At 66.0% G+C, this 22,966-nt stretch carries 19 protein-coding genes and 1 pseudogene; 12 read left to right on the top strand and 8 right to left on the bottom strand.

Annotation, left to right across the window (positions count from 1 at the left end; all coding sequences use genetic code 11):
- The 5 genes from KO516_RS08250 to KO516_RS08230 form a co-directional block, all read right to left on the bottom strand.
- The coding region (locus tag KO516_RS08250) for a transposase (protein ID WP_216003312.1) at window positions 1-483 on the bottom strand (483 nt) is incomplete at its 3' end.
- Window positions 446-682, bottom strand: a complete 237-nt coding sequence (locus KO516_RS08245) for a hypothetical protein (RefSeq protein ID WP_216003311.1) — start codon at window positions 680-682, stop codon at window positions 446-448. The genes KO516_RS08250 and KO516_RS08245, both read right to left, overlap by 38 nt.
- A gap of 560 nt (window positions 683-1,242) precedes the next feature.
- Entirely contained in the window at window positions 1,243-2,778 is a 1,536-nt protein-coding gene (locus KO516_RS08240) for a tripartite tricarboxylate transporter permease (protein WP_216003310.1), read from the bottom strand.
- Window positions 2,778-3,251 carry a tripartite tricarboxylate transporter TctB family protein gene (locus tag KO516_RS08235; protein ID WP_216003309.1) on the bottom strand — a complete coding sequence of 158 codons (474 nt, stop codon included), beginning with the start codon at window positions 3,249-3,251 and terminating at the stop codon, window positions 2,778-2,780. The genes KO516_RS08240 and KO516_RS08235 overlap by 1 nt, the downstream gene beginning before the upstream one ends.
- Window positions 3,252-3,326: 75 nt before the next feature.
- Window positions 3,327-4,298, bottom strand: a complete 972-nt coding sequence (locus KO516_RS08230; RefSeq protein ID WP_216003308.1) for a tripartite tricarboxylate transporter substrate binding protein — start codon at window positions 4,296-4,298, stop codon at window positions 3,327-3,329.
- A 265-nt stretch (window positions 4,299-4,563) separates the two neighbouring features.
- On the opposite strand from KO516_RS08230, the gene KO516_RS08225 reads away from it, so the two are divergent.
- Window positions 4,564-4,887 (top strand): NIPSNAP family protein, encoded by a 324-nt coding sequence (locus KO516_RS08225; protein ID WP_216003307.1) that lies wholly within the window; start codon window positions 4,564-4,566, stop codon window positions 4,885-4,887.
- A gap of 50 nt (window positions 4,888-4,937) precedes the next feature.
- Here KO516_RS08225 and KO516_RS08220 read toward each other — a convergent pair whose 3' ends face one another.
- Entirely contained in the window at window positions 4,938-5,843 is a 906-nt protein-coding gene (locus KO516_RS08220) for a dihydrodipicolinate synthase family protein (RefSeq protein WP_216003306.1), read from the bottom strand.
- A 75-nt stretch (window positions 5,844-5,918) separates the two neighbouring features.
- Entirely contained in the window at window positions 5,919-6,620 is a 702-nt protein-coding gene (locus KO516_RS08215) for a GntR family transcriptional regulator (RefSeq protein WP_216003305.1), read from the bottom strand.
- 224 nt (window positions 6,621-6,844) lie between these two features.
- On the opposite strand from KO516_RS08215, the gene KO516_RS08210 reads away from it, so the two are divergent.
- The 6 genes from KO516_RS08210 to KO516_RS08185 all read left to right on the top strand — a co-directional run bounded on the left by KO516_RS08210 (window position 6,845) and on the right by KO516_RS08185 (window position 14,892).
- Window positions 6,845-8,374, top strand: a complete 1,530-nt coding sequence (locus KO516_RS08210; protein WP_216003304.1) for an aldehyde dehydrogenase (NADP(+)) — start codon at window positions 6,845-6,847, stop codon at window positions 8,372-8,374.
- A 100-nt stretch (window positions 8,375-8,474) separates the two neighbouring features.
- Window positions 8,475-9,377 carry a 5-dehydro-4-deoxyglucarate dehydratase gene (locus tag KO516_RS08205; protein WP_371742049.1) on the top strand — a complete coding sequence of 301 codons (903 nt, stop codon included), beginning with the start codon at window positions 8,475-8,477 and terminating at the stop codon, window positions 9,375-9,377.
- A 208-nt stretch (window positions 9,378-9,585) separates the two neighbouring features.
- Window positions 9,586-11,244, top strand: a complete 1,659-nt coding sequence (locus tag KO516_RS08200) for a thiamine pyrophosphate-dependent enzyme (RefSeq protein WP_216003302.1) — start codon at window positions 9,586-9,588, stop codon at window positions 11,242-11,244.
- 314 nt (window positions 11,245-11,558) lie between these two features.
- On the top strand, window positions 11,559-12,335 hold the full coding sequence (locus tag KO516_RS08195) for a transglutaminase family protein (protein ID WP_216003301.1): 777 nt from the start codon (window positions 11,559-11,561) through the stop codon (window positions 12,333-12,335).
- Window positions 12,336-12,644: 309 nt separating this feature from the next.
- The gene (locus KO516_RS08190; protein ID WP_216003300.1) at window positions 12,645-14,666 is read left to right on the top strand and encodes an acyltransferase family protein; all 2,022 of its coding nucleotides are present in this window, start codon (window positions 12,645-12,647) and stop codon (window positions 14,664-14,666) included.
- A 61-nt stretch (window positions 14,667-14,727) separates the two neighbouring features.
- Complete coding sequence (locus tag KO516_RS08185) at window positions 14,728-14,892, top strand: hypothetical protein (protein ID WP_216003299.1); 165 nt, start codon at window positions 14,728-14,730, stop codon at window positions 14,890-14,892.
- 121 nt (window positions 14,893-15,013) lie between these two features.
- On the opposite strand, the pseudogene KO516_RS08180 reads toward KO516_RS08185, so the two are convergent.
- Window positions 15,014-15,729: pseudogene (locus KO516_RS08180) on the bottom strand (hypothetical protein).
- Window positions 15,730-16,107: 378 nt separating this feature from the next.
- Here KO516_RS08180 and KO516_RS08175 point away from each other — a divergent pair.
- From KO516_RS08175 to KO516_RS08155, 5 genes are read left to right on the top strand one after another with little or no spacing between them, the layout of a single operon-like run.
- Entirely contained in the window at window positions 16,108-17,055 is a 948-nt protein-coding gene (locus tag KO516_RS08175) for a TAXI family TRAP transporter solute-binding subunit (RefSeq protein WP_216003298.1), read from the top strand.
- A 57-nt stretch (window positions 17,056-17,112) separates the two neighbouring features.
- A complete protein-coding gene (locus tag KO516_RS08170) occupies window positions 17,113-19,209 on the top strand; it encodes a TRAP transporter permease (RefSeq protein WP_216003297.1) in 2,097 nt (698 codons plus the stop codon).
- A complete protein-coding gene (locus KO516_RS08165) occupies window positions 19,206-19,577 on the top strand; it encodes a DUF1850 domain-containing protein (RefSeq protein ID WP_216003296.1) in 372 nt (123 codons plus the stop codon). The genes KO516_RS08170 and KO516_RS08165 overlap by 4 nt, the downstream gene beginning before the upstream one ends.
- Window positions 19,577-21,370: an ATP-binding protein gene (locus KO516_RS08160; RefSeq protein WP_216003295.1), complete on the top strand. Its 1,794-nt coding sequence runs from the start codon at window positions 19,577-19,579 to the stop codon at window positions 21,368-21,370. Before KO516_RS08165 ends, KO516_RS08160 begins: the two co-directional genes overlap by 1 nt.
- The gene (locus KO516_RS08155) at window positions 21,367-22,671 is read left to right on the top strand and encodes a sigma-54 dependent transcriptional regulator (protein ID WP_216003294.1); all 1,305 of its coding nucleotides are present in this window, start codon (window positions 21,367-21,369) and stop codon (window positions 22,669-22,671) included. Before KO516_RS08160 ends, KO516_RS08155 begins: the two co-directional genes overlap by 4 nt.
- The last annotated feature ends 295 nt before the right edge of the window (window positions 22,672-22,966 follow it).

The following is a 22,966-nucleotide window of genomic DNA, read 5'->3' as shown; positions in this document are numbered from 1 at the left end:
AATGCATCCTGACCCTAGCAACTGGTCCGAAATCTCTCGACCACCATTGTCCGCGATCTGGCCGGTCAGCCGCTCCACCCGCGCTTCGGCGTCCGAAACGGCGTGGATATAGTCTTGAAGGACGATCTGCTGCGCCGGATGCGAAAAGCGCACCATCGCAAGCCAGTGCCGATAGGCTCCCGTCCAGCGCTTTTTCCAGGGATAGATCCGGCTATGGCGCAACAGAAACCCTTGGATTTGCTGGCGCGCCTTGCCCACCACCGGCATGGCCGTCGCTCGCGCCCGGACCAAGTTGCGCATCGCCTCATGCGCTTCGTCAGGCATCCAGACCGCCGTCAGTTCACCTGCCCGGTGCAGCTTTGCCAGCATCACCGCATCACGGCGGTCGGTCTTTATTCGACCACCGGCTTTGATCGGTATCAACGATGGGGCCACTACGGTGCAGTCACGCCCCATCTCGGACAAGCTGTCGATGGCGGCCATAGCCGCAGGGGTCTGCTACATAGCAAATATGCAGCCGCGCGCCGCCAGCCGCGAGCTTGTCGACCAGTTTGCGCACATGATCAGACCGATGCGCCAGCGTTCTCAGGTGACGGACCTCGCCGCCGCGTCCTCCTTGCGCCAAGGCAACCGAAATCGTTGCCTTATGGACATCCAACCCGATGAAAGTGCTGCCCTGCATGTGGTCTCTCCCCCATTCTTGAGGCTCGGCGCCCGCCAACCGGCCGCAACCCTCGAACCGAAATTGCTGCGGGAGAGGCCACTGGCCCAGTCAGGCTCACACAGAGATCATGGGGGCTAAAGCGGGGGTCAGCAGCGCTGGCGTTGCCTGACGACCCGCTGTCGCACCAATGGTCCAACTCGCCCGCAGAAACGGCACCTGCGCCGTCTGGCCGAGGCCGAAACCATCGCCTTTCGCGGCAGCCCGAACGGCGGCGCTCTTGCAAACCATGCGGCTTGATCGGCGCCTTTACGGACGGTTGAACATACTGGCGGCAATGAGGGCAGGGGGCCTCCCAACAGCTCGATGGATCATAAGCCTGATACAGGATGCAAGGCGCGTTGGTGCGCCCAGCATGGCGGGCGCGGGAAAATGGCCATCACCATCCGTCGGTCTTGGCCGATGCCTCGATCTGCGAGGCGCTGCGGCACTGGGCGCGAAAAGGGCCGCCTGCGGTGCAGCGGCCCTTCGATCTGTGGAAACGGGAGCCTGCCGCTGCGTCGGTGCAGCAGGCGGGGGGCCTAGATTTCGCCGCTTTCGGTGCGCGGCATGGCTCTCTTGGGCTTGCGGATCAGGATGGCCCAGACGAACAGCGCGGTCAGCGCAAGGAAGAACAGGCTGTCGGGATTGGTCAGGAACACCACCGGGTTACCATCGCTCAGCGACAGGGCGCGCCTGAGATATTCCTCAAGGTCGGGGCCCAGAATGAAGCCTAGCAGCATCGACACCGTGGAATAGTTCTGTTTGCGCATGAAATAGGCCAAGATGCCGAAGAGCACCGCCAGCGACATCTGGAAGATCGAGTAGGTCGCGACATAGCTGCCGACAAGCGCCACCACGGCGATGCCAGTGTAGAGCAGGCCCTTGGGGATCGACACGATCTTGATGAACCACGGCCCGAACAGCCAAAGCGTCAGCGGGATCAGGACCAGCGCCGAGAAGAACAGCGAGCCTAGCATCGGCCCCAGCAGCTCGGCTTGGTTTTCGAGCAGGCGCGGGCCGGGCTGCAGGCCGTTGATCACCAGAACCCCCAGCACGATGGCGGTGGTCGGATCGCCCGGAATGCCGAACATCAGCATGGGCACGAAGGCGCCGCCGCACATCGAATTGTTGGCCGCCTCGGCCGAGGCAATGCCTTCGCGCGAGCCGCTGCCGTACTGCTCCGGGGTCTTGGACGACGAGCGCGCCATGGCGTAGGAGACAAAGGCCGCCATCGAGCCACCAGCGCCGGGCAAAATGCCGATGCCATAGCCGATGAAGGACGCGCGCAGGTAGGCCAGCAGGCCGATCTCACGGATCTCGGCGCGCGGCGGCAGGAAATCGCGGCGGCGGATCTTCAGGTCTTTGGCCTGTTCCAGCGTCGAGCTGAGGTTGCTCTTCCAGTTTTCCGACTGCATCAGCACTTCGGAGATTGCGAAGGCGCCAATGACGAGGGGCATGATGTCGATGCCCTCGACCAGCGTCTCGGTGCCGAAGCTGAAGCGCGGGATGGGTTGCAGCACGTCGATGCCGACGGTGGCGATCATCACCCCCAGCAGCGTGGCGACAAAGCCCTTGGCGATGTTGCCCTTGTCGACGATCACGATGACCACCAGCGCGAACAGCACCAGTGAGAACTTGCCCGGCGTGCGGATCAGCAGCGACAGCTCGGCCGCGATCGGCATGAAGGCCATGAGCAGCACCGCGCCAATGGCCCCGCCGATCATCGACCCCAGCGCCGCGTGACCCAGCGCGTTGGCGCCGAAGCCTTTCTTCATCAGGGCGTTGCCCTCGATCGCCGTCATCATCGACGAGGGCGCACCGGGGATGTTGATGGTGGTCGCGGTGATCGACCCGGAATACATCCCGGCCATGAAGATCGAGGCGCACATCACCAGCGCCGGCACCACGTCGATGGTGTAGGTGATCGGCAGCAGCAGCGCGATGGCCAGCACCGAGGTCAGGCCGGGCATGGCACCAAAGAAGGTTCCAACAAGGAAACCGCCGATCATGAAAGCGATGACGTAAGGATCGGCGAGGGCGGACATGCCGCCGAGAATGTCGATGAAGATGTCCATCAGAACACCCCTGCGGTGAGGGTCGGCAGGCGGACGCCGAAGATGCCGGCAAACAGCCCGTAGAACAGCGCCGTCACGGCGATGGCGTAAAACGCGAAGACCAGCGGGCGGCGCAGCTGGAAATGAAAGATCGCGAACAGCGCCGAGGTGAAGACGAGGGTCGCCAGCCAGTAGCCCAGCGGGCGGAACAGGGCGATGTAGCCAGCGGTTGCCACGATCACCAGAAGCGGGCGCAGCAATTCGCGCACCGGTCCGTCTTGGGTGGGGCTGCGGAACTCGGCGATGAAGACCGCCGCGAGGGCGACATACATCAGGCAGGCCATGAGGATCGGCACCGAGCGTGGACTCATCTCGCCGGCCCCCGCGAATTGCGAGCGGATGTCGAACGCGGCGGCAAGGTAGACGGTGGTGACGATCAGGAAAAAGAGGGGCAGCAGGACACCTGTCCTGAGAAGGGGCTCGCGGTCGGCCATCGTGGTCTCCGGGTTGGGGCGGCACCAGAGCGTGCTCCGATGCCGCCTGTCATGGCGCTGGGATGGTGGGGGCGGTTATTTCGACAGAACGCCGTTTTCGACGAGCATATCCATCTGGGTGAACAGGCCTTGCGCCGTCTCGTCCGCCCATTCGTCAAGCGCATCGCCAGCAAGCCAGTTGGGGGTCACGCCCATGGTGGCGAGCCAGTCCTGAAACTCGTCGGTGTTGTAGGCCTGTTCATAGGCGGCCTCGAGCGCAGCGATCACATCGTCGGGGGTACCGGCGGGGGCGGCCAGCACGATGAACGAGCCGTTGAGCAGGGCGATGCCGGCTTCCTCGGCAGTGGGCACGTCGTAGGTCGGGTTCTTGGCGTCCGAGAATTCGACGATGCCGCGGGCGGTGCCGTCTTCGATCAGGTTGGCGAAATCGCCCAGCGAGGTCAGCACCACGTTCACCTCGCCGGACAGCAGCGCCTCTTTCTGCGGGGCAGCGCCTCCGGGGTAGGAAACGATGCGGAATTCGGCCCCGGTGATCTGCTGAAGCTGCAGCAGAGTCAGGTGCACGCGCCCGCCAAGGTTCTGCACACCAACGCGCAGGTTGCCGGGATCGGCCTTGGCGGCGGCGATCAGGTCGTCAAGCGACTGGTAGTCGGAATCGGCATCGACGATGATCGCGTCGGCTTCGCTGGTGATGCGGGCGATCAGGTCGAGCTTGTCCATCTTGTAGCTTGGCAGCATGCCCTGCCACGGCACGGTGACGATGCTGTCGTAGGTCAGCGCGCCCAGCGTGTAGCCATCGGGTTTTGCGCTCATCAGCTGGCCGACGCCGGTGGCCGAATTGCCGCCTTCGATGTTCTCGACGTAGATGGTGCCGTCCAGCGCGTCTTCGGCAAGCGTGGTCACCTTGCGCACGATGCCGTCGGTGCCCCCGCCTGCGCCCCACGGCACCACCATGCGCACGTCGCGCTCGGGGTATTCGGCCAGTGCGGCAAGCGGCACGAGGGCCGTGGTGATGGCGGCAAGGGTGCCGATGAAGCTGGGTGTCATGATGTGTCTCCTCCTAAGACCGTTCGGAAGCAGCCGCAGGCCGTCCCGTCGTTTTCCGTGTTCTGCTTTCCGGCCCGTGCCACGGCGCTTGCGCGCTCTGTGCTCCCCCTCCGTCGGCCTGGGCCCCACGGGCCGGAATCGCTGGTGGTGCTTGCGCCCCAACCAACTAATACATTACTATATGAATTGACGCGAAGCTGGCAAGCCTCCTTGAGGTTCCCCGGAGAGATCGGGTCAAGTTTCTGAAATAGATGGAGGAACAGAAATGCTTTATGATCACCGGACCTATTGCTGCCGTCCGGGCACCATCAAGAAACACCTCGCGCTTTATGGCGAACACGGGTTCGACGTGCAGCGTCGGCATCTGGGCGAACCCGTGGTTTACGGCGCGGTCGAGACCGGGGACGTGAATTCCTACGTGCATATCTGGTGTTATGCCGATGCCGCCGACCGGGCGGCAAAGCGGGCGGCGCTGGCGGCGGACCCCGAGTGGCAAGCCTATCTGAAGATCAGCGCCGACGCAGGGTACCTTGTCTCGCAGGTCAACCAGCTGCTGGGGCCGGTGCCCTTCTTTACGCCGAAGGGCTGAGCGGTGGGCGCGGCCAACGGGCCGCGCCTCTCCCTGCGGGGGCGCGGCGCTCAGTCCTGCGGCAGGTCCATGCGCCTGACAAGAAAGTCGAGCTCGGCAAGATCGGCCTCGGTCAGCCGTGGCCCCGGCCCGCGCAGCGCATTCGAGCGCAGCGCGCCGCGGCGACGCATCATCTCCTTGCGCAGGGCGATGCCCCATTGTCCTTGTGCCTCGTGTTTCAATAGCGGCAGGTAGCGGTTGAAGAGGTCATGCGCCTCGGCCCGCTTGCCCGCCGTCATCAGCCCGTACACCCCCGACAGCATTTCGGGATACGAGAACCCCGCCATCGGGCCATCGGCGCCGCGCTCCATCTCCTGCACGAGGAACTGGCCGTTGTTGCCGGTAAGAATCCGCACCGGGCGCGACAGCTCGTTGCGCATGCGGGTGATCTTAGGGAGCGAGGGGAAATCCTCTTCCTTGATCACGACGATCTGCGGGAAGGCGGTGATCAGCCGGTCGATGGCGGGTACCGACATCACCACGCCCGAGGCGGCGGGGAAATCCTGCAACACCGTGGGCACGTCGCCGATGCGCTCGAACACCGCGTCGAAATAGCGCAAAAGGTCTTCGTCGGTGCGGATGCCAGCGGGCGGGCAGATCATCACCGCGTCGGCGCCCTCGGCGATGACCTCTCTGGTGACCTCGACCAGCGTGGCGAGGTTGGGGTGCGAGACGCCGGCGATGATGCGATGCCCGTCCGCCGCCGCGACGTAATGGGCGGCGACGGCGATGGTCTCGTCCACGGTCAGCTTCTGTGCCTCGCCCGAGACGCCCAGCACGGTCAGCCCCTGCGCACCGTGGCGGTAGTAGAACGCCGACAACGTGTCGATGCTGGCAAGATCTAGCGCGCCGTCCTCAAGGAACGGCGTCTGTGCGACAACGTGAAGGCCGCAGGTTTCGGCAAGTGCTTTGGACATGGACTCTCCCTTCGCGGGCCGGGGTGGTCCGCGCTGTCTGGTGATGATCCTGCTGAGGCTCTGTTGGGCCGGGTGTCAGGTGAAGTAATCCTCGTGCCGGGCGCGATATTCATCGGCCCAGTCGTCGGGTTTGTGGGTATGGCGGCGGATCTTGCGCACCGCGTCATCGACATCGCCGGATTCGATCGCGGCCACGATGCGTTCGTGCCCTTGCAGGATCAGCTCGAGCCTGTCGCTGGAATGGGTTTGCAGGCGCCGCACCCTGTCCAGATCGCCGGTCTGGGCGCGCAGCAGCGCGTGCAGGTTTGGATGCCCGGCGCCTTCGAACATGACGTAGTGGAAGAACTCGTCAAGCTCTTGGAAGCGGCGCAGCTTGGTCTTGTCGGGGGCGACGGCGCGCTGCAGGGCGATGACCTCGCGCAGCCGCGCCAAAGTCTCGGGGGGCGGATCGCGGGTGAGCTTTTTCGTCACCTCGGTTTCCAGCGCCTGACGCAGGAACAGGGCCTCGCGGATCTGCGCAAGGTTGATGCGCGTCACCAGCGTTTTGGATTGCGGATAGATCCGGATCAGCCCGTCCTGATCGAGCCGCTGCATTGCATCGCGTAGGGGTGTCTGGCTGACATCGTATTCCCGCGCCAGATCGGCGCGGGTCAGCGCGGTGCCCGGCGGCAGATCCAGCGACAGGATTCGCTGCCGCAGATCGTCATAGATTCGCGACGAGGCCATGGGGCGCCCCATCGGCGTGTCCTGCCGCATCATGTCAAAAGCGAGTGTCATCGTCGGTGTCTTCATGCCGCTCTCCAAGTCTTCTCCCTGCTGACGGACAATTAACCGCATCTGCGGACCGGTTGACCATACTGATAAACTAAAATATTAGTACATGACAAGTCCCGTGACGCGGCGGCTGCGGCCCGATTTCGCCCGCGCTTTGCGGTGGTGGCGCGCGAAACAGGCGTGGCAGGGCAGGCCGCCCGGCCGCGCAGCAACAGGAGGTTCAGGCAATGGACGGCACGACAAACGGCTTTGTTCCGCACGGCAGGCACTTGATCGCAGGAGAGTGGGTTGCGGCAGAGGCAACCTTCCGTTCGGACCCCGCTCAGGGCACGGCGCATGAGTTTGCCATCGGCACACCGGCGCTGGTGAACGCGGCGGTCGAAGCCGCCGAAGCGGCGTTCTGGAGCTATGGCTACAGCGATGTCGAGACCCGCGCCCGTTTCCTTGAGACCATCGCCGAGCAGATCGACGCCCGCGGCGCAGAGATCACCCAGATCGGCACGCAGGAAACCGGCCTGCCCGAAGCGCGGCTTCAGGGCGAGTGTGGCCGTACCACCGGCCAGCTTCGGCTGTTTGCCAGCCATATCCGCGCTGGCGATTGCCTTGACCGCCGCCATGACGCAGCGCTGCCCGACCGTGCGCCGCTGCCGCGCCCCGACATCAAGCTGATGCAGCGCCCGATCGGCCCGGTGGCGGTGTTTGGCGCCTCGAACTTCCCGCTGGCCTTTTCCACCGCCGGGGGCGACACCGCCTCGGCGCTGGCGGCGGGCTGCCCCGTCGTGGTCAAGGGCCACTCGGCCCACCCCGGCACCGGCGAGATCGTGGCCGAGGCGATCAAGGCCGCCATCGAGATCTGCGGCCTGCCGGGCGGCGTCTTCAGCCTTGTGCAGGGCGGCAAACGTGACGTGGGCACCGCGCTGGTGCAGCACCCGCTGATCAAGGCGGTGGGCTTTACCGGCTCGCTCGGCGGAGGGCGCGCGCTGTTCGATCTGTGCGCGCAGCGGCCAGAGCCGATTCCGTTCTTTGGTGAGCTGGGCTCGGTCAATCCGATGTTCATCCTGCCGCAGGCCGCCAGCGCCCGCGGCGCCGAGATCGGCCGGGGCTGGGCGGGCTCGCTGACCATGGGGGCTGGCCAGTTCTGCACCAACCCCGGCATCGCGGTGATCGCAACTGGCCCCGACGGTGACGCCTTTGTTGCTGCGGCGGTCGAGGCGCTGACGGATGCCCCCGCGCAGGTGATGCTGACCGATGGCATCGCCAAGGCTTACCGCGATGGCAAGGCGCGCTTTGACGGGCGCAACACCGTCACGCCGCTGCTCACCACCGCGCAGGACGGGCGCAGCGCCAGACCCAACCTCTATCAGACCGACGCCGCCAGCTACCTGCAGGACCACACGCTTGGCGAGGAAGTCTTTGGCCCGCTTGGACTGGTGATCCGGGTCAGCGGCCCTGAACAGATGGTGGCGCTTGCCAAGGGGTTCGAAGGTCAGCTTACCGCGACGCTGCACATGGACGCGGGCGACAGCGCCGATGCGCGCGCGCTGCTGCCGGTGCTGGAACGCAAGGCTGGCCGGGTGCTGGCCAATGGCTTCCCCACCGGGGTCGAGGTTTGCGACACCATGGTGCACGGCGGGCCCTATCCGGCCTCGACCAATTTCGGCGCCACCTCGGTTGGCACCATGGCGATCCGCCGCTTTCAGCGCCCGGTGAGCTACCAGAACCTGCCGGACGCGCTGATGCCTGCCGGCTGGCAATAGCGGGGCGGGGGCGGGCCTTGCTCGGACCCGCCCGGCACCCGCCAGATAATATCCCGCGACATGCGGACACGACACAAAGAGTGAGGAGACACACACCATGATCGCACCCGACGCGCTGCGCGAGATCATCCGCCACGGGCTTTTGTCCTTTCCGGTGACCCCCTTCGATGCCGAGGACCGCTTTGCGCCCAAGCCGTTTCAGGCGCATCTGGAATGGCTCAAGCCGCATAAGGTGGCCGGGCTGATCGTCGCTGGCGGCACCGGCGAGATGTTCTCGCTCACGCCAGAAGAGATCGTCGACGTGGTGCGCGTTGCCCGCGCGGTTGCCGGGGACGCGCCGGTCATCGCGGGCTGCGGCTACGGGGTGCGCATGGCCTGCGATCTCGCCCGCGAGATCGAGGCTGCCGGGGGCGACGGCATTCTGCTGCTGCCGCATTACCTGACCGAGGGGCCACAGGACGGCGTGGCCAACCGCATCCGCGCGGTCTGCAAAGCCACCAACATGGGGGTCATCGTCTACAACCGTGGTCAGGCACAGGTGTCGGCCGAGACGCTGGAACAGCTCGCCGAAGACTGCCCCAACCTCATCGGCTTCAAGGATGGCACGGGCGACATCGACACCGTGCGCCGCGTCACCGTGCGGCTTGGCGACCGGCTGTCCTATATCGGCGGCATGCCGACGCATGAGCTGTTCGCGCAGGCCTATCGCGGCGCGGGCATGCCGACCTATTCCTCGGCGGTGTTCAACTTTGTGCCCGAGACCGCGCTGGAATTCCACGGTGCGTTTCTGGCCGGGGATGACGCGAAATGCGAGCAGCTGCTGCGCGATTTCTACTATCCTTTTGCCGCCATCCGCGACCGCAAGTCCGGCTATGCGGTTTCGGCCATCAAAGCCGGCGTCGCGCTGCGCGGTTTCGAGACCGGCCATGTGCGCGCACCGCTCACCGATCTGAGCGGCGAAGAGGTCGAGATGATGCGCGCGCTGATCAAGGGCCGCAACTGATGACCATCGGTCCCGTTGCTCTGTTTGGGCCTGCACGCCCCGACATGCAGGCCCGGACAGAGACGTTCGCTCTGCGGCGCGTCCGTCGCAACGGGGCCGATGACATGCGCGCGCCACCGGCCCGGCACGATCCGCGCCTTCGCCGAGGGCCTGACCGCATCGCCTTGCCCTGTGAGCAACCAAAACGGCACATCCTGGGAGGACAACCATGACAAAGATCGCAAAGCGCACCGGCGGACAGGTGCTTGTGGACCAGCTTCTGATCCACGGCGCCGACTGCGCCTACTGCGTGCCGGGCGAGAGCTACCTCGAGGTGCTCGACGCGCTGCATGACGTGCGCGAGCGTTTCACGCTGTATAACGCGCGGCACGAGGCTGGCGCCGCCGACATGGCCGAGGCCTATGGCAAGCTCACCGGCACGCCCGGCATCTGCATGGTCACCCGGGGCCCCGGCGCCTGTCAGGCGGCAGTCGGCGTGCATATCGCCTATCAGGATTCGACCCCGATGATCTTGCTGGTGGGGCAGGTCGGGCGCCAGACCATGGACCGCGAAAGCTTTCAGGAAATCGACTATCGCCAGATGTTCGCGCCCGTCGCCAAGTGGGCGGCGCAGATCGACAGTGCCGAGCGCATCCCCGAATACATCGCCCGCGCCTTTCGCGTTGCCACCTCGGGGCGGCCCGGCCCGGTGGTTCTGGCGCTGCCCGAGGACATGCTGACCGACGTGGTCGAGGTGCCCGACGCCCGCCCCTTCGCGCCAAGCGTTCCGGCTTTGTCGCCGCAGGACGCCGCCGCCGTGATGGCCGCGCTGTCGCAGGCGCAGCGCCCGTTGCTGCTGGCCGGTGGGTCCGGCTGGAGCGATGCAGGCGCCGCAGCGTTGCAGCGCTTTGCCACGGCCAACAACCTGCCGGTCGCCACAAGCTTTCGGCGGCAGGATCTGATCGACAACCGCTCAGACGCCTATGTCGGCGATTTCGGCACCGGGGTGGCGCCGTCTTTGGTCAAGCGGCTGGCCGAGGCCGACCTGCTGCTGGTCATCGGCGCAAGGCTGGGCGAGATCACCACCAAGACCTATGCCACGCTGTCGGTGCCGAACCCGGCGCAGACGCTGGTGCATATCCACGTCGATGCGAACGAGATTGGCCGGGTCTATTCACCGACGCTCTCGGCGGTATCCGGCCCCGATGCCGCGCTTGAGGCGCTGTGCGCGCAGCCGCCGGCCCCTGCGGATGCGGATTGGGCGGCGGCGCTGCGGGCGGACTATCTGGCGGATTGCGAACCGCCGCCGCATGACTACCCGCTGGACATGGGGCAAGCCATGGCCGAGATGCGCGAACTGGTCCCCGCCGATGCGGTGATCACGCTGGATGCGGGCAACCACACCGGCTGGGCGCAGCGCTTTTTGCGCTACGCGCGGCCCGGACGGCAGATCGGCTCGACCTGCGGGTCGATGGGCTATGCGGTGCCTGCGGCGGTTGCCGCCTCATTGCAGGTTCCGGCGCGTCAGGCCATCGCCTTTGTCGGCGACGGCGGCTTCATGATGTCGGGCATGGAGATCGCGACAGCCGTGCAGCATGGCGGACGGCCCGTCGTGCTGGTGTTCAACAACGGCACCTATGGCACCATCCGCATGCATCAGGAGCGCGAGCACCCGGAGCGGATCTCGGGCACCGACATCGTCACCATGGATATTGGCCGTATCAGCGAAGGTCTGGGCGCGGCGCATATCCGCGTGACGCAAACCGCGCAGTTTAGGCCGGCGCTGCTGCGCGCCTTTGACCATGACGGACCGACGGTGATCGAGCTTATGACTGATCCCGAACAGATCTCCACCCGCACGACGGTCAGCCGGTTGCGCGGCGATTAGGCGCTTCGGAGGGGCCGATGACCAAGACCCCCGACAGGCTGCGCTCTGCGCGCCGGTGCTGATGGGCGGCTGCGACAAGACCGCGCCCGGCCTTGTCATGCGGGCGGCCACCGCCGGGGGGACCGCTGCCGCCCCAGCCGCGCGCGCGGCTCGACTGATCCAGATCCCCCGTGCGGCGGAGCGAAGATTGACAGGTTTGCAGAGGGGCGGTTTCCGGGGTATCACTCGGCGCTGAAACCTGTTGCACGACGGAACGCCTCTGGCCCGTGAGCGTTGCCCTTGCGCAGCCAATTTGCGCAGCCAGAGGTTCATTCATGCAGATCCGCATCGACGTCGACATGCACTACCGCTTTGCCAAGCCCGACACGCTGTTGCTTGCCTTCGAGGCCGCGAAAAGCCCCGGTCAGCGGGTGCTCGAGGCGCATCTTGATCTGGGCGATGCCGAGCTGCACCGGTTCGACGGCGATTCCGGCATTGGCGAGCGGATCTGGGCGCGCATCCCCGGTAAGGACATGACCCTGAGCTACAAGGCGCTGGTTGCGATCGACCGACCGCCGTTTGATCCGTCTGCGCTGAAACAAGTGCCGCTGCACCGCATTCCCGGCGATGTCGCGCCCTACCTGCGCCCGTCGCGCTATTGTCAGTCGGACAAATTCACCGCCTTTGTTGCCAAGCGCTTCGGTGGCCGTTCGGGCGGTGCCAAGGTGGCGGCGATCCGCGAGTGGATCGAGGCAGAGCTGACCTATGTGCCCGGCGCCTCGGATGCGGACACCAATGTGCTGGAAACCTTTGCCGGGCGCGAGGGCGTGTGCCGGGATTACGCGCATCTGATGTGTTCGATGGTGCGGGCCGCCGGGATTCCGGCGCGGATGGCGGCGGTCTACAGCCCCGGCGTGACGCCTTCGGATTTTCACGCGGTGGCCGAGGTCTGGCTCAGCGATGGCTGGCATCTGGTCGATGCGACCGGCATGGCCTCGGCCGATGATACTGCGTTGATCGCCGTGGGCCGCGACGCTTATGACATCGCCTTCATGGATTCTGTCGGGCCTGCCGAGCTGGTCTCGCTCTCGGTTAAGGTCAAGGCGGCGTAGAAAGACACGCGGCACCCAAAGGCGGGATGTCGCCGAGCGCCGCCTCGGCGGGCGGTGGAATCGTTGACCTGTTAACCAATTCGTCGCAGCATCCAAGGTACGGAATGGCTCGCGCCAGTCTTGGGGTGCAGGTTGCGCCGTGGCGGTGGCCTCTGCATTCGAACCGGGTAGGAGTACAGGCATGTACGGTACCGGGCGCCTGCGTGGTTTTTTTCTAGGTGCCGCAACACGACCGCCGACAACAGGGCTCGCGCCATGGCGCGCTGGCAAAGAGATCCTTGCGCGATGATGGCGCCGGATCGCGGTCGCTTGCGCAGTGATATTCAGGGGCTACGCGCGCTTGCGGTGGTTCTGGTGGTGCTCGACCATGTCTTCGGCTTTCCGGCCGGTGGGTTTGTCGGCGTCGATGTCTTCTTTGTCATATCGGGATACCTGATCACCGCCCATCTTCTGCGCGAGATCGAGGCAACCGGCACGGTGTCGATCCTTGGCTTTTACGCCAAGCGGGTGCGGCGGATTCTGCCGGTGGCGCTTTTGGTGGCGGCGGTGACGGTGCTGGCGGCCTTCGTGCTGTGGTTTCCGCCGCGCGCCGTGCAGGTGCTGCTGGACGGGCTGAGCGCCATCGGCTTCGTCGCCAATATCCATTTCATGGCGCTGGGGACCGATTACCTGTCGCATGATGCGGCGGTCTCACCGTTTCAGCATTACTGGTCGCTGTCGATCGAAGAACAGTTCTACGCGCTCTGGCCGATCCTGCTGCTTGGGGTGATGCTGCTGCCGGGCGGGCGGGGGCTGCGCATCGGGCTTGTGGCGCTGCTGGCGGCGGTGAGCCTTGGCTGGGGGCTGTATCGGTCCATCGGCGCGCCCGCCATGGCCTATTTCGACACCGGCGTGCGCGCGTGGGAACTGCTGGCCGGGGCGCTGCTGGCGATGGCCGGTCCGTGGCGGCTTGGCCCACGCCTGCGCCGCTGGGGGGGGCATTGCGGTCTGGGGCTGATCCTTGGCTCTGCCATCCTGCTTAGCGCATCGTGGGTCATCCCGGTGCCGGCGGTGCTGCCGGCGGTGATTGGCGCGGTGCTCGTTCTGGGCGCCGACGCCCCGGCGGGGCCGCGTTCGGTGCCGGGCAACCCGCTGTCGCGCTGGCTGGGCGATGTCTCTTACAGCCTGTACCTGTGGCATTTCCCGGTTCTGGTGCTGGCGCAGGCGCAGTTCGGCACGGGGCTGATCGTGGCGCTGGCGACGCTGCCGCTGATGCTTGGGCTGTCGTGGCTCAGCTATCGCTATGTCGAGCGCGCGGTGCTCGACAGCCGCTTCCTGAGGCCGGGGCAGGGGCGCTGGACGCGCCCCGCCGAGCTGGCGCTGGGGGTCGCGGTGCTGGGCGTCATTGCGGGGCTGTCCATCGTGCAGCTGCAGGGCCACGCCGCTGTGCGCTCGGCGGGGCCGTGGATGAAGCTGCTGGATCGACCGGTCGACTTCGCTACGGTGGACAAGGCGATGTCGCAGGAAGAACGCCAGCAGGATATCGGCGACGCGCTGGCGGCGCAGCGCTGGCCCGGAGGCATCACGCCGCAGCTCTCGCAACTGTCCGATGCGGATTTCGCCGATGCGATGTTCGCCTGTCGCCAGAACCCGCTGTGGAAGGCACCGCGGCGGGTCTGCCGCTATACCCACGGCGACACCCCCGTGGCGGTGATCGGCGATTCCATCGCCGCCAGCTGGGTGCCGGCGATTTCCGCCATCGGGCAGGACAGGGGCTGGGACGTGGCGGCGCTGGCCTATTCCAATTGCTCGCTGTTTGATACCGACGTGACCGACGCCCACGGGACCCCCGGCTTTCGCGAGGCCTGCAAACAGCGGCGCGCCGAGATGTTCGCCTTTCTCGACGCGCTGAAACCCTCGATCGTCTTCCTGTCGGCCTCGGAATCGGCGCTGACCTTTACGGGGCATGAACTCGACACCGCCGCCGAACTCTGGAAGCTCGGGGCAGAGCGGACCTTTTCCCGCCTCGCAGAGGTCGAGCAGCTGGTTGTGCTGCAAGACCCGCCCTGGGGCGCCAGCCCCGCCGACTGCGCCACGCGCTTCTCGCCGCCCGAAAGCTGCGTGGTGCCGGTTTCGGCGCGCCACAAGGCCAAGGCAGAGGCGGAATCGGCGGTGGCGGACACCTTCGACAACGTCACCTATGTCCCGACGCGCGACTGGTTCTGCGCGCAGGGCAAATGCCCGCTGTTTGCCTCGCGGCAGTTGACGCGGGTGGACCGGATGCACCTGACAGCCGCCACGGCCTACGCGCTGTCCGACCTGATCGCAGAGGGGCTGGATCACGATCCGTGAGCAACGCCATGGCGCTGGAGCCCCGATCCGGCAGAAGATCGAGCGGTGAAGGCTGGCGAAGATGCCCTTTGGACTGCAGCGCTTGAACGCGGCGATTCACCGTGAGACCAAACCGAACAGGTTCCTTGACGAAAGCCCGTCCGGATTTGGTGGCTATGACGGGTCGGCGAGCCATCCAGTGGCCGCCAGTCTCGGCGCGGCGCAAGAGCCAACCGCCGAAATTTGACCGCGATGTCCGTCTCCTGTTCCGCCCGGATGACGCTACCCTTCGCCGGGGATTTGGCACCGGGAGAGGCTTTGCCGCACAAGACGGGTGAAGGACGTTCTTTCCCTTTCCTCAGAGGGCTTTAGCCCGCGGGCACGGCGACAGCTATGCCAAGCGCAGAATAGCGCTTGAGCGCGGCGATACGGATCTGGATGTCCGCTGCCTAGCGGTTGAAGTCCCGTGCCCTGGGGTGTTATCCCATCCGTCCCCGGCAGAGCCTCCACTGACCGACCAGAACGCAGGTCGCGCATCGCAAAGCAATGTCACGATAGGTTTGGTCTCGACGCGGCTTCGGCGTGGGCATCCGCTCCAACGTCGCCAGAGTGCGCGCCCTAGGTATCGTAAAGCATTGACGGTTTCCTTTCGGGCGATCGCGCTCATGGGCTGCCACGGCTTGGCAGTCTTGCGCGGCGGAAGGGCAGTGTGAGCGCCGCATGCGCCATTTTCATCATGGCATTTACCGCCTGTCGTCACTGATGAGGTGCGATCTTGGTCAGGCACTTGGGTAACATCGCAGCGTCACCAACCTTGCCCGTCGTGATCTCCCCTATCGGCAGATTTGCCATGCAAATCGCCTGCCGGGCGGTGGTCAGACAGCTCTGGATCGCAGCATCGCTGAACTTGCATTGGCGAGCACGCCTGCCGGTCGGTCGCGGTGTCCAAGTCGTCTCAGGATCAGACCAACCTCTCACACATGTAAGCATGTGCTGCCGGTCAAGGGATCGCCAACGAACCGCGCTGCTTCAAGCGGTGATTGCAAGACGCCCACTGCGTGGTTTTGGATGTCGTGGGGGGCAACTGCGCATGCCCTCCAGCTGTCTTGCTGGCTTCACGCAGTGGCTCCCTGACGGGGTTTGGGCAAAACGGCCAATCTGCCTTCCCACCGGAGGGGCGCTGACAGCCGACTAGACGCGCCGGTCCCACGGGAAGCGGCAGCGAGGCGCTACACAGCTCCCGAATGCGCTCCCCCCTGAGACCGGCTGCGGCGGAGGCAGGCGCCATCCCGGAACCTGCTCGGGCGGAGATCTGCCCGGGCAGGAGCGGGAATCTGCGATATAGTTTCATTTTCCACCTTCTCCCATCTTGCTCAGAGCCGCCAGCTTGCCCATGGTTCGCGCACGTCGCGTCAGGATCGGTCAGACCTCTGACGCGCAACTGATGTCTGGGAGGACAACCATGATCAGAACCTTCGGGCTCGGCGCATTGATCGCCGGCAGCCTCGCCGTCACCGCACCCGCTGCGATGGCCACCGAATTTGTCAACGTGCTCACCGGCGGCACCTCGGGCGTGTACTATCCGCTCGGCGTTGCAATTGCCGACATCTACGCCAAGAATATCCCTGACGCGCGCGCGCAGGTGCAATCGACCAAGGCGTCGGTCGAGAACCTGAACCTGCTACAGCAGGGCCGCGGCGAAATCGGCTTCGCGCTCGGCGACTCTGTAAAGGACGCCTATGAGGGCAACGCCGAAGTTGGCTTCTCCAAGCCCCTCGACAAACTGCGCAGCATCGCCGCGATCTATCCGAACTACATCCAGATCGCTGCCTCGGCCGACGCCGGCGTGATCACCGCGGCGGAACTGGCTGGCAAGTCGGTTTCGGTCGGCGCCGCAAAGTCCGGCACCGAGGTCAACGCACGCAAGATCCTCGGCGCGCTCGACATGACCTACGACGATCTGGGCAAGGTCGAATACCTGCCCTTCGCGGAATCGGTCGAACTGATGAAGAACCGCCAGCTTGACGCCACCCTGCAAAGCTCGGGCCTCGGCTCGGCGGCTCTGAAGGACCTGTCGTCGACGCAGGACGTCACCTACGTGTCGATCCCCGAGGACGTGGCCGGTAAACTTGGTGCGCCCTACGCGTCAGGCATCATCCCGGCAGGCACCTACCCGGGTCAGGACGAGGATATCTCGACGCTGACGATCACCAACATCCTGGTGACCAGCAGCGACGTGTCCGACGAGCTGGCCTACCAGATGACCAAGCTGCTGTTCGAAAACCTCGACCAGCTCAAGGCGGCGCATGCGGCTGCGGGCGCCATCGACATTCAGAACGCGATCAAGAACTCGCCGATTCCGATGCACCCGGGCGCCGAGAAGTACTACAAGGAACAGGGCCTGCTTTAAGCAGCCCAGTGCGGCGGCCCGGCTTCGGCCGGGCGGCTTGCACGACAGGAGGACGACATGACCGGACAAAATGCGGCTGAGCACGGCCGGGCCGAGGAACTGGCCGAACTGCACGACCCGCTGGCCTCGAGCTTTCCGCAGAGCCTGACCGGGCGCTTTCTCTTCTGGTTGGCAGTGGCCTTCTCACTCTATCAGATTTCCATCGCCGCCCACGTCATCGACCTGCCCAGTCAGGTGATGCGCGCGGTGCACGTCGGCTTCCTGCTGGCGCTCGGCTTCCCGCTGCTGGCGCTCGGCCGCGGCTTCAAAACGCCGCTGCGGACGTTTTGCTGGTTGCTCGCCGCCGCCGGTGTCGCCGTCGCCGCCTACCAGTGGATCGAATACACGCCGCTGCTGTTCCGCGCCGGTGACCCCAACACCGCCGACCTCGTCTTTGGCTGTGTTGCGATCTTTACGGTCTTCGTCGCCGCATGGATGCTCATGGGCCCGGCCCTGCCGATCATCTGCGGCCTGTTCCTTGCCTATGCGCTGTTCGGGCAGTATCTGCCTTCGCCGTTCAACCACCGTGGCTACGCCTTTGAACAGGTGGTGGAACAGATCGCCTATGGCACCGAGGGGATCTACGGCATCCCCACCTATGTCTCGGCGACCTATATCTTTCTCTTCATCCTGTTCGGCTCGTTCCTCGAGAAGGCAGGGATGATCAAGCTTTTCACCGACGTCTCGCTCGGGCTTGTCGGGCACCGCATGGGCGGCGCCGCCAAGGTGTCGGTTCTGTCTTCTGGACTGATGGGCACGATCTCGGGCTCGGGCGTGGCCAACGTCGTCACCACCGGCCAGTTCACCATCCCGCTGATGAAGCGCTTCGGCTACCGATCCGCCTTTGCCGGCGGCGTCGAGGCGACAGCGTCGATGGGCGGACAGATCATGCCGCCGGTGATGGGGGCCGTCGCCTTCATCATGGCCGAGACGCTTGGCGTGCAATACATCGAAGTGGTCAGGGCTGCGCTGGTTCCGGCGATCCTCTACTTCGCTGGCGCCTTCTGGATGGTGCACCTCGAGGCAGGCAAGCGCGACCTGCGCGGTCTTTCGGCCGAAGAGATGCCCTCGGCCCGCAAGGCCCTGAAGGAAGGCTGGTACCTGATCCTGCCGCTGGCCGTGCTGGTCTGGCTGCTGTTCTCGGGGTATACGCCGCTCTTTGCGGGCACCATCGGGCTTGCCCTTACCGGGATGCTGATCCTTGGGACGGCCATCGCCATGGGCCTGCCGTCGATGGCGGTGCGGGTGGTCTTCTGGATCGTCCTCGGCCTTTGCGCCTCGGCCTTCTTCAAGTTCGGCATCCACGCCATCCTGCTGGTTGTCGCCCTGCTCATCGCCGCCTGCGCCGCGTTCAAGGGCGGACGCGCGACGCTTGCGGTCTGCCGCGACAGCCTCGCCGATGGCGCCAAGACGGCTGTGCCGGTCGGCATCGCCTGCGCCCTCGTTGGCGTGATCATCGGCGTCATGACCCTGACCGGCGGGGCCAACGCCTTTGGCCAGTTCATCGTTTCGGTGGGCCAGAACAGCCTGTTCCTGAGCCTCGTGCTGACCATGTTCACCTGCATCATCCTTGGCATGGGCATCCCGACGATCCCGAACTACATCATCACCTCGTCGATCGCCGGCCCGGCGCTGCTGGAACTCGGCGTGCCGCTGATCGTCAGCCACATGTTCGTGTTCTACTTCGGCATTCTCGCCGACCTGACGCCGCCGGTCGCGCTGGCCTGCTTTGCCGCCGCGCCCATTGCCAAGGAAAGCGGGCTCAGGATCAGCTTCGAAGCCATCAAGGTCGCGGCGGCCGGTTTCGTGGTGCCCTTCATGGCGGTCTACACCCCGGCACTGATGCTGCAGGACGGCGGTGCGCTGGCGGAAGCCATCGGCTACTGGCCCGCGGTTGCCTACATCGTGCTGAAGGCGCTGATAGCGCTTGCGCTCTGGGGTGCCTGCGTCATCGGCTGGCTGGGTCGTCCGCTGGCGATCTGGGAGCGGATCATTGCCGTGGTCGCTGCCTTCACGCTCGTCGCGGCGCTGCCGATCACCGACGAGATCGGCTTTGCCCTTGTGGTGGTTTTCGGGCTGCTGCTGTGGCGGCGCAAGGCCCCGGTGTCGGCATGACCGGCTGCCTGATGGCGGGGGCGATGATGCTCGCCCTTGCCGAGGGCAGCAGCTTCACGCTGGAGTGGACCCATTCAGTCGAGCGCGAGCAATGGCGCGAGACATGGGAAGTTACCCAAGACCGTCGCCTCCACCTCACCGAGGCGGCGGTCAAAGGCTCGGGCGCGGGCATGGAGCCCGGCGCAGGTGGCCATTTCGAGAACGGCTGGTGGGTCTGGGCACCGGATCTGCCGCCGGTGCCGACGCTGAGCCTTGCCGCATCCGGCGAGACTCCCTCGGCATGGACCGTTTGCGCCAAGGAATGCACCGAGCTTGGCGCAAGCCCGGGACAGCCGGTGCAACTTGCCCCTTGCCCTGACGCAGGCTGATGTCCCGGCACCGCGCCCTTTTGCCCCGCATCCGCGCTGTCTGGCGGCTGCGTCTGTTGCTGGTGAGCCTCGGGGCGCTGCTCTGTGGCGCGCTGGCTTGGCAACTGGTGATGGCCGAACTGCGGCACGGGCTGGAACAGGGGCTTCTGGTCAGCCACCGCGCCCTGCAAGCCGAATTCGACCGTTTCCGCTACCTGCCGCGCGTGGCTGGCGAGGATGCACGCATCCACAGCGCCCTCGACAATCCGGCGGACCCGGTGGCGATCGACGCCGCCAACCGCTATCTCGAGAAGATCGCCACGCAGACCGGCTCGGGGCGGCTTTATCTGCTGAACGATGCCGGTGTGACCATCGCCTCGTCGAACTGGAACGAGCCTGACAGCTACGTTGGCCACGACTACAGCTTCCGCCCCTATTTCACCGATGCCCGCGTCACCGGCAATGGCGCTGTCTACGCCATTGGTGTGACGACCGGCGAGCCGGGCTACTTCATCTCGGCCCGCGTCGATGATCCCGGCCTTGGGGTGCAAGGGGTGATGGTGGTGAAGATCGATCTGCGACCGCTGGAGCGGGCTTGGGCCGAGACTGGCCAACATATCGCCGTCACCGACAAGGACGAGGTGGTGTTTCTCTCCTCGATCGCGGGCTGGCGCTACCGGCCGCTGACGCCGCTGCCCGAAGACGCCCTTGCCCGGATCGCATCCTCGCAGCTTTATGTCGCGGCCGATCTCAGGGCTGCCGAGCCACTTCTGCCCAAGGGTTCGGAGCTGCCGATCGACGGCGGGCGCCGCGCCACCACGCTGCGCGGCACGCCGTTCGAGAACGGCTGGCGGCTGCTTGCAGCCACGCCGATCTGGCCGGCGCGCGGGGCCGCCATGGCCACCACTGCGCTGGTGCTGCTGGCCGGGCTGCTCGGACTCGGACTGGCCGAGATGCGACGTCACCGCCAGCGGCTCATTGCGCTGCGCCTGCGCCAGACCGAAGTGATGGAACGCAAGGTGCGCCAGCGTACCGCCGAGCTTGCGCGCGAGATAGATGCGCGCCGTCAGGTCGAGGACGATCTGCGCGCCACGCAGGCGACGCTGGTGCATTCCGAGAAGATGGCCGCGCTTGGACGCATGTCCGCCGCCATCGTCCACGAGGTGAGCCAGCCGCTTGCCGCGATGGAGGCGACGCTGACCGCCGCCGAGTTCGGGCTGTCACGTGCACCGGAGCAGACTGCCGCACGGCTGCAATCGGCGCGCGGACTGATCCGCCGGATGCAGCGGATGACCAAGCATCTGAAGAATTTCTCGCGCCGTGAAGCGGCGCCGCTATCGTCGGTTGCGGTGGCCAGTGTCGCCCGCTCGGCGCTGGCGCTGGCCGAGCCGCGCGCCGATGCGGTGGGCGTGCAATTGCGCTTTGTGTCGCCGGGTATCGACCCGGTGGTAAAAGCCGGTCAGGCCCGGCTCGAACAGGTGCTGGTGAATCTGCTGCACAATGCCATCGAGGCTGTCGAGCCGGGCCACGGCGAGGTGACGCTGTCGATCGAGAGCCGCAGCGATGAGGTTGTCCTGCTGGTAAGCGACAACGGCCCCGGCATTGCCCCCGACGTGCTGCCGCGTATCACAGAGCCCTTCTTCTCGACCAAGGTCGGCGGCGAGAAACTGGGCCTCGGGCTTGCGATCAGCTTCGAGGTGGTCCAGCAGTTCGGCGGGCGGCTCGACATCCGCTCGGCCCCCGGCAAGGGAGCCGAGGTGGCGGTGATCCTGCCGCAGCTGGCAAGTGACGACACGCAGGAGGCCGCCGAATGATCCCGCTGATCCACGTCGTCGAAGACGACCGGGACCACCGTCTTGCGCTTTGCGATCTGATCGAGGCCGCCGGCTACCGCGCCGAACCCTTCGCCGGCGGCCGCGAGGCGCTGGCGGCAACCAGCCGTCCCGACCTTATCCTGACCGACCTGCGCATGCCCGGAATGGATGGCCAAGCGCTGCTCGAGGCGGCGCGCGAGCGCGATCCAGACTGCCCGGTGGTGCTGATCTCGGGTCATGGCGACCTGGCGCAAGCGGTGCAGGCGATGCGCGGCGGGGCCGAGGATTTCCTCGAAAAGCCCTATGACGGCATGCACCTTCTGAGCGTGATCGAGCGCAGCCTGCGCAGTCGCGCCGCCCGCGCCGAGATCGGCCGGTTGCAGGACCGCATCGCCCGCCGCGACGAGGGCGGGCTGCTGGGGCAATCGGCGGCGATGTCTGCCCTGCGCGCGCGCATCGCCGCGATCGGCCCCACCGATCTCGACGTGGTGATCACCGGCGAGACCGGCACCGGCAAGGAACTCGTCGCCCACGCGCTGCACGAGGCCAGCGCCCGCGCCGCCGGGCCCTTCGTCGCGGTGAACTGCGCCGCGCTGCCCGAGAGCCTGTTCGAGATCGAGATCTTCGGCCATGTCGCGGGCGCCTTTCCGGGCGCGCAGGACAAGCCGGGCAAGCTCGAGGCGGCCTCGGGCGGGACGCTGATGCTCGACGAGGTCGAGGCCATGCCACCCGCCATCCAGCCCAAGCTGCTGCGCGCGCTGCAGGAGCGCATGGTGGAACGGCTGGGCGAGAACCGGCTGCGCCCGCTCGATCTGCGGATCATCGCCACGTCCAAGGCCGACCTGCGCCCGCTGACCCTCGACGGCAGCTTCCGCGCCGATCTCTTTTACCGCCTCGCCGGGACCGAGATCGCGGTCGAGCCGCTGCGCGCGCTCGGCGACGACATCGTGCTGCTGTTCAGCCATTACGCCGGGCTTGCCGCGGCGCGCTACGGGCGCGAGATGCCGCAGCCGTCCTACGCGCTGAAACAGCGCCTGCTGCGCCGTCCCTGGCCCGGCAACGTGCGCGAGCTTAAGGCCCTGGCCGAGCGCTTTGCCCTTGGGATTGACATCCCCGAGGACACCGCCGCCCCGCTCACCGAGCCGGAAGGCCTTGCTGAGCGGGTCGCTGCCTTTGAGGCACGCGAGATCCGCCTCACGCTCGAGCGCTGCCGCGGCAATACCGAGCGCACTGCAAAGGCGCTCGGTATTGCCCGGCGCACGCTGAACGACAAGATCAGCCGTTACGGCATCCGAGTGTGAGGCCCGCGCGCTGAAGGCGTGCCGTTGGGCCCGTTCATTGGTGCTGCTCGCAGCGTACCCAATGAGGCTTTCAGCATCGCTTCGAACGCATTGCCACGACATGGCGGGTGTGTTCCGGAAAAGACCCGATGACGCACGTACCGCAGACAGCGACACGATCTTTCGTTGATAGCAGCGCGAAAGGGTCAATCTCGTCGGTCAAGCTGGTGTAACCTGCGAGATGTCCCGAGGGCAGGATGTCGCGGTTTTCGGGGTCGTCTATCGTCTTACCCATCGCTACGTTTCCCTTGTAGCA

The sequence above is a fragment of the Citreicella sp. C3M06 genome, from assembly GCF_018860705.1.
Lineage (GTDB): Bacteria > Pseudomonadota > Alphaproteobacteria > Rhodobacterales > Rhodobacteraceae > Salipiger.
Note: the sequence above shows the minus strand (reverse complement) of the source record. Positions and strands in the feature narration are given on the sequence as shown.

Coding starts and splice junctions, on each gene's coding strand:
- KO516_RS08175 (WP_216003298.1), top strand. CDS start 16,108: ATGATCAGAACCTTCGGGCTCGGCGCATTGATCGCCGGCAGCCTCGCC.
- KO516_RS08220 (WP_216003306.1), bottom strand. CDS start 5,843: ATGTCCAAAGCACTTGCCGAAACCTGCGGCCTTCACGTTGTCGCACAG.
- KO516_RS08210 (WP_216003304.1), top strand. CDS start 6,845: ATGGACGGCACGACAAACGGCTTTGTTCCGCACGGCAGGCACTTGATC.
- KO516_RS08165 (WP_216003296.1), top strand. CDS start 19,206: ATGACCGGCTGCCTGATGGCGGGGGCGATGATGCTCGCCCTTGCCGAG.
- KO516_RS08160 (WP_216003295.1), top strand. CDS start 19,577: ATGTCCCGGCACCGCGCCCTTTTGCCCCGCATCCGCGCTGTCTGGCGG.
- KO516_RS08215 (WP_216003305.1), bottom strand. CDS start 6,620: ATGACACTCGCTTTTGACATGATGCGGCAGGACACGCCGATGGGGCGC.
- KO516_RS08240 (WP_216003310.1), bottom strand. CDS start 2,778: ATGGACATCTTCATCGACATTCTCGGCGGCATGTCCGCCCTCGCCGAT.
- KO516_RS08185 (WP_216003299.1), top strand. CDS start 14,728: ATGCCCTTTGGACTGCAGCGCTTGAACGCGGCGATTCACCGTGAGACC.
- KO516_RS08245 (WP_216003311.1), bottom strand. CDS start 682: ATGCAGGGCAGCACTTTCATCGGGTTGGATGTCCATAAGGCAACGATT.
- KO516_RS08195 (WP_216003301.1), top strand. CDS start 11,559: ATGCAGATCCGCATCGACGTCGACATGCACTACCGCTTTGCCAAGCCC.
- KO516_RS08155 (WP_216003294.1), top strand. CDS start 21,367: ATGATCCCGCTGATCCACGTCGTCGAAGACGACCGGGACCACCGTCTT.
- KO516_RS08200 (WP_216003302.1), top strand. CDS start 9,586: ATGACAAAGATCGCAAAGCGCACCGGCGGACAGGTGCTTGTGGACCAG.
- KO516_RS08225 (WP_216003307.1), top strand. CDS start 4,564: ATGCTTTATGATCACCGGACCTATTGCTGCCGTCCGGGCACCATCAAG.
- KO516_RS08230 (WP_216003308.1), bottom strand. CDS start 4,298: ATGACACCCAGCTTCATCGGCACCCTTGCCGCCATCACCACGGCCCTC.
- KO516_RS08235 (WP_216003309.1), bottom strand. CDS start 3,251: ATGGCCGACCGCGAGCCCCTTCTCAGGACAGGTGTCCTGCTGCCCCTC.
- KO516_RS08170 (WP_216003297.1), top strand. CDS start 17,113: ATGACCGGACAAAATGCGGCTGAGCACGGCCGGGCCGAGGAACTGGCC.